At 71.7% G+C, this 10,614-nt stretch carries 11 protein-coding genes; 7 read left to right on the plus strand and 4 right to left on the minus strand.

The features are described 5' to 3' along the window. The first annotated feature begins 65 nt into the window (after window positions 1-65). From ACI3KX_RS15940 to ACI3KX_RS15955, 4 genes are all read left to right on the plus strand, one after another. Window positions 66-2,102 carry a TPM domain-containing protein gene (locus ACI3KX_RS15940; RefSeq protein WP_404910339.1) on the plus strand — a complete coding sequence of 679 codons (2,037 nt, stop codon included), beginning with the start codon at window positions 66-68 and terminating at the stop codon, window positions 2,100-2,102. 99 nt (window positions 2,103-2,201) lie between these two features. Further along, the gene (locus ACI3KX_RS15945) at window positions 2,202-2,939 is read left to right on the plus strand and encodes a PspA/IM30 family protein (RefSeq protein WP_349426888.1); all 738 of its coding nucleotides are present in this window, start codon (window positions 2,202-2,204) and stop codon (window positions 2,937-2,939) included. A gap of 151 nt (window positions 2,940-3,090) precedes the next feature. Further along, window positions 3,091-3,924 carry an arginase family protein gene (locus ACI3KX_RS15950; protein ID WP_349426887.1) on the plus strand — a complete coding sequence of 278 codons (834 nt, stop codon included), beginning with the start codon at window positions 3,091-3,093 and terminating at the stop codon, window positions 3,922-3,924. Continuing rightward, window positions 3,921-4,379: a Fe-S oxidoreductase gene (locus ACI3KX_RS15955; RefSeq protein ID WP_404910340.1), complete on the plus strand. Its 459-nt coding sequence runs from the start codon at window positions 3,921-3,923 to the stop codon at window positions 4,377-4,379. Before ACI3KX_RS15950 ends, ACI3KX_RS15955 begins: the two co-directional genes overlap by 4 nt. 11 nt (window positions 4,380-4,390) lie before the next feature. Here ACI3KX_RS15955 and ACI3KX_RS15960 read toward each other — a convergent pair whose 3' ends face one another. The 4 genes from ACI3KX_RS15960 to ACI3KX_RS15975 all read right to left on the minus strand — a co-directional run bounded on the left by ACI3KX_RS15960 (window position 4,391) and on the right by ACI3KX_RS15975 (window position 6,855). Then, window positions 4,391-4,948, minus strand: a complete 558-nt coding sequence (locus ACI3KX_RS15960; RefSeq protein WP_404910341.1) for a hypothetical protein — start codon at window positions 4,946-4,948, stop codon at window positions 4,391-4,393. A gap of 77 nt (window positions 4,949-5,025) precedes the next feature. After that, on the minus strand, window positions 5,026-5,502 hold the full coding sequence (locus ACI3KX_RS15965) for an SIP domain-containing protein (RefSeq protein ID WP_363357813.1): 477 nt from the start codon (window positions 5,500-5,502) through the stop codon (window positions 5,026-5,028). 88 nt (window positions 5,503-5,590) lie between these two features. Beyond that, window positions 5,591-6,286: a tyrosine-protein phosphatase gene (locus ACI3KX_RS15970; RefSeq protein WP_404910347.1), complete on the minus strand. Its 696-nt coding sequence runs from the start codon at window positions 6,284-6,286 to the stop codon at window positions 5,591-5,593. 59 nt (window positions 6,287-6,345) lie between these two features. Beyond that, a complete protein-coding gene (locus ACI3KX_RS15975) occupies window positions 6,346-6,855 on the minus strand; it encodes a carboxymuconolactone decarboxylase family protein (RefSeq protein WP_363357815.1) in 510 nt (169 codons plus the stop codon). A gap of 67 nt (window positions 6,856-6,922) precedes the next feature. On the opposite strand from ACI3KX_RS15975, the gene ACI3KX_RS15980 reads away from it, so the two are divergent. The 3 genes from ACI3KX_RS15980 to ACI3KX_RS15990 all read left to right on the plus strand — a co-directional run bounded on the left by ACI3KX_RS15980 (window position 6,923) and on the right by ACI3KX_RS15990 (window position 10,520). Further along, window positions 6,923-7,879 carry an alpha/beta fold hydrolase gene (locus tag ACI3KX_RS15980; RefSeq protein ID WP_404910342.1) on the plus strand — a complete coding sequence of 319 codons (957 nt, stop codon included), beginning with the start codon at window positions 6,923-6,925 and terminating at the stop codon, window positions 7,877-7,879. 182 nt (window positions 7,880-8,061) lie between these two features. After that, window positions 8,062-9,573, plus strand: a complete 1,512-nt coding sequence (locus tag ACI3KX_RS15985) for an ABC transporter substrate-binding protein (protein ID WP_404910343.1) — start codon at window positions 8,062-8,064, stop codon at window positions 9,571-9,573. Further along, on the plus strand, window positions 9,570-10,520 hold the full coding sequence (locus ACI3KX_RS15990) for an ABC transporter permease (RefSeq protein WP_404910344.1): 951 nt from the start codon (window positions 9,570-9,572) through the stop codon (window positions 10,518-10,520). The genes ACI3KX_RS15985 and ACI3KX_RS15990 overlap by 4 nt, the downstream gene beginning before the upstream one ends. Window positions 10,521-10,614: the final 94 nt, after the last annotated feature.

A 10,614-nucleotide genomic window follows, 5' to 3' on the forward strand; every position in this document is an offset into this window, starting at 1 on the left:
TCGTCGTATCCCCGCGGCTGAATAGACTCGCCGGAGGGGTAACCCGAATCCCAGAGGGGGGATCGATGCGACTGCGATGGGCTGCAGCGCTGGCGTCCGCTGCGGTGGTCGCGGTCACGGCGATCGGCGGCACGGCCGCGCTGGCGACTCCCCCGGTGACACTCGACCCGGGCTTCGTGCTCGACGACGCGGGTGTGCTGTCGCCGACGGAGGAGGGCGAGGCGCAGAGCCGGCTCGAGCAGCTGAAGTCCGACACCGGACTCGACCTCTGGGTCGTCTACGTCGACGACTTCACCGACCCCGCGGGCGCCGCAGACTGGGCGAACCAGACGGCCGAGGACAACGGCCTGGGAGTCACGCAGTACCTCCTCGCCGTCGCCACAGAAGGGCGCCAGTACTACCTCTCGGGCGACTCGGCCGGCCCGCTCACCCAGGACCAGCTGGCGGCGATCGAACAGCAGCGGGTCCAGCCCGCCCTCGCACAGGACGACTGGCTCGGCGCCGTCGACGCCGCCGCCGATGGGATCACCGATGCCGCAGGCGGCGGTTCGGGCGCAGCCGACTCCGGAGCCTCCGGCGGCGGGTCGTGGTTCACCTGGCTCCTCGTGATCGTGGTCGTCGGCGTCGGCATCGTGCTGCTCGTGATGTTCCTCCGTCGCCGGCGCACCCGGAGCGCCGTGCCGGGCGGCCCGAGCGGACCGCCGCAGCCGAGCATCGAGGAGCTCGAACGGCGCGCCTCGTCGCTCCTCGTCGAGACGGACGACGCGATCAAGACGAGCGCCCAGGAGCTGGGCTTCGCGAAAGCGCAGTTCGGGGATGCCGCGACCACCGAGTTCGAGGCGGCGCTCGCGACCGCGCAGCAGAGCCTCGACGAGGCGTTCGGGCTCAAGCAGCAGCTCGACGACGCCACCCCTGACTCTCCCCAGGACGCCCGCGCCTGGAACGAGCGCATCATCGCCCTGTGCGAGGCGTCCAATGCGCTGCTGGACGAGAAGGCCGCCGCCTTCGACGAGCTGCGCAAGCTCGAGCAGAACGCGCCCGAAGCGCTCGCCCGCGTGCAGGACGAGCGGACGAAGGCCGCGGCATCCCTCGACCAGGCGGCCGCGCGCCTGCAGGAGCTGCAGTCGGCCTACGCCCCCGAGGCCCTGGCGACCGTCATCGACAACCCCGCACAGGCGCGGCAGCGCCTCGCGTTCGCCGACGAGCAGCTGACCGCCGCGCAGACCGCGATCGGCGCCGGCGACGGCGGCGAGGCCGCGGTCGGCATCCGCGCCGCAGAAGAGGCGGTCGGCCAGGCGACGCTGCTCGAGGACGCGATCGAGAAGCTCCAGGCCGACCTCGCCGCGGGCGAGCGCAACGCCACCGCGCTGGTCGCCGAGCTCGAGAGCGACATCGCGGCGGCCTCCGCGCTGCCCGACGCCGACGGCCGCATCGCGAGCGTCATCGCCGCCACGCGGCAGCAGCTCGACGCCGCGCGCGCGCAGCTCACCGGGACGGCCAAGCGCCCCCTGGCGGCCCTCCAGAGCCTCGAGGCGGCGAACACGCAGATCGACACGCTCGTGCAGGGCGTGCGGGATGCCGCCGCCCAGGCAGAGCGCGCACGGCAGATGGTCGGACAGCTCATGATGCAGGCGCAGGCGCAGGTGTCCGCCGCCGAGGACTACATCATCGCGCGCCGTGGCGCCGTCGGCGCCGAGGCCCGCACGCGCCTCGCCGAGGCAGGGGCCTCGCTCGCCCGCGCCCAGGCCCTGCAGTCCAGCGACCCGCAGCGGGCAATGCAGCAGGCGCAGCGCGCCGACCAGCTCGCGGGGCAGGCGATCCAGCTCGCGCAGAACGACGTTGGCGCGTTCGACACCGGCTCGGGCGGGATGTTCGGCGGCGGGTCGCAGGGCGGTGGCCAGTCCGGCGGCGGCATGCTCGGCGCGGTGCTCGGCGGCATCGTGCTCAACTCGGTGCTGAGCGGCGGACGCTCTTCCGGCGGCGGTCTCGGTGGTCTCGGCGGCATGCTGGGCGGCGGCGGCCGTTCCTCGGGCGGCGGCATGCGGCCCGGTAGCTTCGGAGGCGGCGGCACACGCGCTCGCCGAGGAGGTGGCCGCTTCTGACCTCTCCCCGCGGAGCCGCCCGCACGCGACGCGCGCGGCATCCATCCCCAGACCAGAACCCACCGACCCAGAACTGAAGTCCGATAGGAAGGAAATCCGATGGCGAAGCAGTCCATCTTCGGTCGCATCTCGACCCTCATGAAGGCGAACATCAACGCACTCCTCGACTCCGCAGAGGACCCGCAGAAGATGCTCGACCAGCTCGTGCGCGACTACACGAACTCGATCGCCGACGCCGAGTCGGCCATCGCCGAGACGATCGGCAACCTGCGCCTGCTCGAGCGGGACCACCAGGAGGACGTCCAGGCGGCCGCCGAGTGGGGCAACAAGGCCCTCGCCGCCAGCCGCAAGGCGGACGAGCTGCGCAAGGCCGGCAACACCAGCGACGCCGATAAGTTCGACAACCTCGCCAAGATCGCGCTGCAGCGCCAGATCAGCGAGGAGAACGAGGCGAGGGCGATCGCGCCGACCATCGCGACGCAGAACGAGGTCGTCGACAAGCTCAAAGAGGGCCTCAACGGCATGAAGCAGAAGCTGGAGCAGCTGCGGTCCAAGCGCTCCGAGCTGCTGGCGCGCGCCAAGACCGCCGAGGCCCAGAACAAGGTGCACGACGCCGTCAAGTCGATCGACGTGCTCGATCCGACGAGCGAGCTCGGCCGGTTCGAAGACAAGGTGCGTCGCCAGGAGGCCCTCGCGGCCGGCAAGCAGGAGCTTGCCGCGTCGAGCCTGGACGCCCAGTTCAACGCGCTCGAGGACGTCGGCGAGCTGACGGAGGTCGAGGCGCGCCTCGCCGCCCTCAAGACCGGCACGCCGGTGCAGGCGGCTATCGAGAACTGACCCCTCCGGGGTGACGAGGGCGCCGGATCCGCGAGGATCCGGCGCCCTTCGCCGTCTGCGACGACTCCGCGTGCGTCGTGTTCGCCCACAGCGCGGGCTCCCCGCTGCGCGCACGGATGCCGCGGCCGCCGGTGTACGAGAAGATGAGGGGATGACGCGATACCTGGTAGTTCCGCAGTGGCAGGGAAGTCCCTCCTCCCGCGCGATGCAGCTCATCGACGGCGCCCAGGCCATCGCGGGAGACCTCCCCCGGTCCTCGACCACGGTGCTGGACGTGCCGATGGAGGCCGGCGAGTCGCTGGGCACCGGCATCCAGCGCCTCAGCGCTCTCCAGCGGGTGCGCGGCATGGTGGCCGACGCGCTCGACGCGCACGACGTCGGCGCACCCGACGAGCCCGTACTGACCATCGGCGGCGACTGCGGCATCGCGCTCGCGCCGATCGCGCACGCCGCGCGGCGCTCCCCCGGCCTCGCCGTGGTGTGGATCGACGCGCACCCCGATCTCAACTCGCCCGACTCGTCGCCCTCCGGCGCATTCGCGGGCATGGTGCTGCGCGCCGTGATCGGCGACGGTGAACCCGGACTGCGGCTGGACGGCGCCGTTGCGGCCGATCGGGTCATCGTGGGCGGGGCGCGCTCGTTCGACGAGCCCGAGCTCGCGGCCGTCGCCGACCTCGGCATCACCGCGCTCACCGTGGAGGCGCTGCGGGATGCCGACGCGCTCGCCGATGCGGTGCTCGCCACCGGGGCCGACGGGGTCTACATCCACGTCGACATCGACGCGCTGGATCCGGCCGAGATCGCCGGCAACGCCCATCCCGAGCCGTTCGGCGTCACCGTCGCGGAGCTGACCGTCGCGATCGGGCGCCTGCGCGAGCGGGTGCCGCTGGTCGGGGCATCCCTCGCCGGCTACTCCCCCGCCTCCGCCGACGCCGCCACCGACGACCTGGGGGCCATCCTCCGCGTGATCGGCGCGCTCGCATGAGCCCGATCCCGCAGCCACCCGCGGGCTGGCGCGCCGCGTCGGAGCGCGCCCTGGCCCGCGGCAGGCGCATCGACGAGCTCATCCCCTCGTTCCTGCTGGACTCGCCCGTCAGCCGCGCCGGCTACTGGTACGGCTGCGCCGTCGGCTGGGTGTGGGGGACGCTGTGGAGCACCGGTCCCATCGAGAAGCGCGAGGGCCTGTGGGTGTTCCGCGGGATGCCGCGCTGGACCTTCCCGCGCGGCGGCTCATGCGTGGGCGGGTGCTTCCTGACCGGAGACGGCCGTGTCAGCGATGCACTGCTGCGGCACGAGGCCGTGCACAAGCGGCAGTGGCAGCGCTACGGCCTGCTCATGCCGCTGCTGTACCTCTTCGCGGGCCGGAATCCGCTGCGCAACCGGTTCGAGATCGAAGCGGGGCTGGCGGACGGCAACTACGTTCCGCGCGGCGCGGCCTGACTGCGGTCCCGTCAGCCGGCGACGGAGGCAGCAGCGGCTCGACCGACGCGGTACACCTGGCGGCCCAGGACGATCACGACGGCGAGCGGGAAGACGATCCAGAATAGATTCGGCAGCACCGCGACCATGAGGAAGCCCACGAGGTCGCCGCGCTCCAGCGACTGACGCGTCATCTCGAGTCCGCTCGAGGCCTCGACCAGGAAGTAGATCACGGTCTTCCAGAAGGTGGCGACCGTGACCAGGAGCGCCACGAGGAGACCGGACCAGCGGCGCGCATGGAACAGCGCCCACACGATGAACACGACCTCGATGAGGTTCGCCCAGCTCTGCGCGCTGCCGAAGGCGTCGAACTGCCCGTACCGATGGTCGAACGTGCCGTAGAAGACGTGGCCCGGCCAGAAGCCGGCGAGCGGCCCTCCGGCGTGCGACAGCGGACCCAGCAGCACGTAGCAGGCATCATACGTCTGGATGACGGCCGAGATGATGAGCCACACGACGATCCAGGTCGGGATGCGGAGGTCGCGCGGGTCGACGGCGAGCGCGGGCGAGGCGGCGGCAGTCTGCGTCATGCGCACGACTGTACCGACCGCACCCGCTGCGGCACCCCGGCGCGCGGCGTTCCGGCGCGTCGGTCAGCGCGCGGTGGTCAGCGCGCGGTGGTCAGACCGTACTGCTCGGGCGCGTGGATGGAGTCCGCGCGGATGCCGAGCTCGACGAGGTGGTCGACGATGTCGGCCGTGCCCAGGTAGCCGCCCAGCAGGTGGATGCGGGTCTGGTCGTCCTCGGCACAGAGCATCTCATCGGCCCAGGCGGTCACGGCGCGCGCGAGCGCCTCGCCCGATGCGCAGCCGCGGCCGGTGCCGGGTGCGCCCGACCGCTGCGAGCGATCCAGCCACGTCACGACCATGCGGCTGGGTGCCGTGATCGCCGCCTGCCACGAGTCGTCGGGGATCTCGATGAAGACCCGGCCCGTCGAGCAGATCGGCAGCGTTGCAAGCACGGCCTCGAGCTCGGCCAGCGAGGACTCGTCCGCCGTGATCAGGTGCTGCACGCGCGTGTGACGCGACGCGCGGCACGCCGACGCGTTGTGCGCGACGGCCTGAGGCTGTGTGGTGTGGGGCATGGCTCCTCCAGTATAACCACCTATGAAGGGTTGCCTTACCTCAGTGATACACAGCGAAAGAATCCGCGCGTCGCTCGGTGGAGCGGATTCAGGCGTCCGGCGTGAGCAGTACGCGACGAAGCTCGGCGATCTCGTCGTCGGCGAGGCCGTGGGAACGCAGATAATCTCCTGCCGAGCCGTACCGCTGGGTCACATCGTCGAGCAGGGCACGCATGACCGGCGCGGGTGAGCGGGTCGCCAGGTCTTCGAGGTGAACCGCCTCGGGGTGCAGCGAGCGCAGCGTCTCGACGATCTTGCGGTTGCGCCGCGGCGGAAGCAGACCCTCGGTGCGCGCATAGTCGCCGACGACGGCTTCGGTGTCGACGCCCGCGGCGGCGAGGGTGAGCGCGATCGTCACGCCGGTGCGGTCTTTGCCGACCGTGCAGTGCACCAGCACCGGCTGATCGGCGAGGATGCCGCGGACGACCGCGACGACGCCCTCGGACGAATCGTCGACGAGGCGCCGGTACATCTCGTCGAGGCTGAGATCGTCGCGGAAGAACGACTCGACCGAGCCCAGGAAGAGTGGCACGCGCTGCGTCACGATATCGAGGCCGGCGATACGGCTGGGCTCGCGTGCGATCTCATCGTCGGCGCGGAGGTCGATGATGCGCCGCAGGCGCAGCTCCGCCAGCGCGCGCGTGCCGTCCGCGTCGAGCCGCGCGAGGTTGCCGGAGCGGAACAGCACGCCGTGACGCGTCGCCCCAGAGCCCGCACGCAGGCCGCCGACGTCGCGGAGGTTCATCGCACCCGGCACGAACGGGTCCGCCGGCAGAGCGTCGCCAGGGGCCGGCGAGGGGACGGTCACCACGCGGCGCCCGCGGCGGCGTCCTTGTCTTCGCCGACGAGGTCGTCGCGCGGCGGGGTGCTGTAGCGGCCCGCGATCGCGATGCGGTTGAACGCGTTGATCGACACGAGGATCCAGCTGAGCGCCACGTACTCCTGCTCGCTCAGCACGCCGCCGACGCTGTCGTACACCTCGTCGGGGATGCCCTCCTCGTGGATGAAGACGTAGGCCTCGGCCAGCTCCAGACCGGCGCGCTCACGATCCGAGAAGACGCCCGACTCACGCCAGACCGGCAGCTGGGCGATGTCGTCCGCCGTCACGCCGGCGGCGACCGCGCGCTCGACGTGCACACGCACGCAGTAGGCGCAGCCGTTGAGCTGCGAGGCGTGGATCTGCACCAGCTCTTTGAGCCGGTCGTCGATGCCGTTCTCGGCGGCGATGCCGCCCACGGTCTTCGAGAACGCGGAGAGCGCCTGGTAGGCGGGTCGCGCCGCTCGCGAGAGGTGCACACGGTGTTCTGCCGTCATGACGCCAGACTACCGACGGGTCGGCGGGGTCGGGACGGGCGTCTTGCACGTGGGGCACAATGAGCGGGTGAGCGACCCCATCGACGAGTTCTCGTTCCTTCCCGAGCAGGCGGCGGAGGCCGGCATCGACGGCCCGACGCCCCGCGGCGAGCGCCTCACGCTCGCACTGCCCGGCGGCCGCACCCTCAGCGCCCTGCGCTACGCGACCCCGGGCGGGCCCGACACGGCACCGGTGGTGACCTTCCTGCACGGCGCCGGCCTCAACGCCCACACGTGGGACACCACGATCCTGGCGCTCGGCCTCCCCGCCCTCGCGATCGACCTGCCCGGCCACGGCGACTCGTCGTGGCGCGACGACCTCGCCTACATCGCGCGCGTGCTCGCCCCCGACGTTGCCGCCGGCATCGGGGCCTGGACCGATCGACCCCAGCTGCTGGTCGGTCAGTCGCTCGGCGGGCTCACCGCGGCGGCGGTCGCGGCATCCCGGCCCGATCTCGTGCGCGAGCTCGTCGTCATCGACATCACGCCCGGCGTCGACCCGAACGCCGGCCCCACCCAGATCCGCGACTTCTTCGCCGGCCCCGTGGACTGGGCCTCCCGCGACGAGCTCGTCGACCGCGCACTGTCCTTCGGTCTGGGCGGCGGCACGCGTCGCAAGGCGGAGCGCGGCGTGTACTTCAACTCCCGCGTCCGCCCGGACGGGCGCGTCGAGTGGAAGCACCACTTCGCGCACCTCGCGAACGCGGCATCCGCCTCCTCCGCGGCGGCGGCGGAGGTGGCCGCGCAGCAGGACGCCGTCGGCTCGGTGCTCGGCGAATCCGGCTGGGAGGACCTCGCGGCGGCCACGGCGCCGACGACGCTGCTTCGCGGCGACCGCGGGTATGTCACGGAGGCGGATGCCGAGGAGTTCCTGCGACGCGTGCCCGAGGCATCCGTGGTCATCGTGCCCTCGGGGCACAACGTGCAGGAGGAGATCCCCCTCGAGCTCGGCGAACGGCTGCGGACCCTGGCCACCCGGTCCTGACGCGTCGATTCCCCTTCTCAGGGAAGCCTTAACGCTTCTGTTGCGTTCCGGGTAGCGGGTTGCCGTTCGCCGTCGCGATATCCCTAGGCTGTTACGCGCACCGCCGGCCGCCCCGATCGGCCCCGGTGCCACCAGCAACAGTCGCCGCACAGCACACGGGACCCTCCCCCGAAAGGACCTTCATGCTCCGCCGCACCACCCTCGCCGCCGCCTCGCTGCTCGCCGCCGGCCTCCTCGTCCTCACCGCCTGCAGCGGTGGGAGCGGCGACGCCGCGCCGACGACGCCCGGCGAGCCCGACCCGGACGCATCGGTCGCGATCCGGCTGGTGCTGGAGCCTGGCAACCTCGACATCCGCGAGACGGCGGGCTCGGCGCTGGACCAGATCCTCGTCGACAACATCTACCAGGGGCTCGTCGCCCGCACCCCCGAGCAGGACATCGTGCCGGCGCTCGCGAGCGACTGGACGGTCTCTCCCGACGGCCTCACGTACACGTTCACGCTCCGCGAGGGCGTCACCTTCCACGACGGCCAAGAGCTGACACCGCAAGACGTGGTGTGGTCGCTCACCACCCGCCGCGACACCCCCGAGTGGCGCGACTCCGCCCGGCTGGCGAACGTCACGTCGATCGCGGCCGAGGGGCAGGACATCACGCTCACCCTCAGCGCGCCGGACTCGACGCTGCTGTGGAACCTGACGGGCCGCGCGGGCATCGTCCTCAAGGAGGGCGACACGGTCGACTACAAGACGGCGGCGAACGGCACCGGCCCCTTCGTGCTCGCCGACTGGCGACAGGGCGACAGCATCACGTTCTCACGCAACGACGCGTACTGGGGCGACGAGGCGGGCGCGGCCGAGGTCGTGTTCGACTACATCCCCGACAACCAGGCCGCGCTCAACGCCGCGCTCGCGGGCGAGGTCGACGTGCTCACGGGGTTCGACGCGAACCTGAAGGACCAGGTCGAGGCGAACGGCGACTTCTCGCTGGTGCTCGGCCAGTCCACCGACAAGGGCACACTCGCCTTCAACCAGACGTCTGGCCCCCTCGCCGACAAGCGCGTGCGCCAGGCCATCCGTCAGGCCATCGACCACGACGCGGTCATCGAGGCGCTCGCGTCGGGGCAGACCCAGTACGGCCCGATCCCCGAGCTCGACCCCGGCTACGAGGACCTCTCGGATGTCGCCCCCTACGACCCGGAGGCCGCCAAGGCGCTCCTCGCGGAGGCCGGAGCCGAGGATCTCGAGCTCACGCTCACAATCCCGAGCTTCTACTCGACGACGATCCCGCAGATCCTCGTGTCGGACCTCGACGAGGTCGGCATCACGCTCGACGTGAACTCCGTGGACTTCACGACGTGGCTCACCGACGTCTACACGAACCACGACTACGAGCTCAGCTTCGTGCTGCACACCGAGGCGCACGACTTCGAGAACTGGGCGAACCCGGACTACTACTTCACCTACGACAGCCCCGAGGTGCAGGAGCTGTACGCCGAATCGCTCGCCGCGACCGACGAGGCCGAGGCGGCCGATCTGCTGGAACAGGCCGCGCGCATCGTGTCGGAGGACGCGGGCGCCGACTGGCTGTACAACGGCGCGTCCGTCGTCGCGGTCGGCACTAACATCACCGGTATGCCCTCGATCAATGTGAACGAGCGCCTGAACATCGCCGAGATCGCCAAGAGCAACGGGTGATCCGGTACACGCTGACCCGTCTGGCCCTGCTTCTGCTCGGGCTTCTCGTCGCCAGCGTGCTGATCTTCGTCACGCTCCGGGTGCTCCCGGGTGACATCGCGCACCTCATCGCGGGTGTGGGATCGAGCCCCGAGCAGCAGGACGCCATCCGGGAGCGGCTGGGCCTGGACCGGCCGCTGCCGGCGCAGTATCTCGACTGGATCGGCGGGCTTCTCCGCGGCGACCTGGGAACCTCCCTGCTCACGGGAACCCGCGTCGTCGACGAGCTCGCCCAGAAGGCCGAGGTGACGGTGCCCCTCGGCATCCTGTCGCTCCTCATCGCCGTCGTCATCAGCGTGCCGCTCGGCGTGCTCTCGGCGATGCGGCGCGGCCGCGCCGACGGCACCGCGCTCAGCGTCGGTGCGCAGGCCCTGGCGGCGGTCCCGGTGGTCTGGGCGGGCATGATGCTCGTCGTCGTCTTCGCCGTCTGGCTCGGATGGCTCCCCGCGCAGGGCTTCCCCCGCGCGGGCTGGAACGACCCGGCGGCGGCGCTGCGCTCCCTGATACTCCCCGCGCTCACGATCGGCATCGTCGAGGGCGCGATGCTGCTGCGCTTCGTGCGCAGCGCCACCCTCCAGGCCGTCGGGCAGGACTTCGTGCGCACCGCGGCGGCGAAGGGGCTCACCCGCGACCAGGCGCTCATCCGCCACGGCCTGCCGGTCGTCGGCCTCTCGGTGATCACGGTGCTGGGCCTGCAGGTCGCCGGCATCATCGTCGGCGCCGTCGTCATCGAGCAGCTCTTCTCGCTCCCCGGCATCGGCCGCATGCTGGTCGCCGACGTCGCCGCACGCGACCTCCCCAAGGTGCAGGGCGAGCTGCTCGCCCTCACCGGGTTCGTGCTCATCGTGGGATTCGTGGTCGACCTCCTGCACCGCGTGATCGACCCCCGTCAGCGGGAGGCCTCGTGAGCCCCTCGACGAGCTCGGGCACCGGCGACCCGGCGCCGACGCGTGCGACGACGGATGCCGGAGCCGCGACGCCGGCCCCGGCGCGGCTCCGGCA

The sequence above is a fragment of the Microbacterium sp. ZW CA_36 genome (assembly GCF_044987475.1).
Taxonomy (GTDB): Bacteria; Actinomycetota; Actinomycetes; order Actinomycetales; family Microbacteriaceae; genus Microbacterium.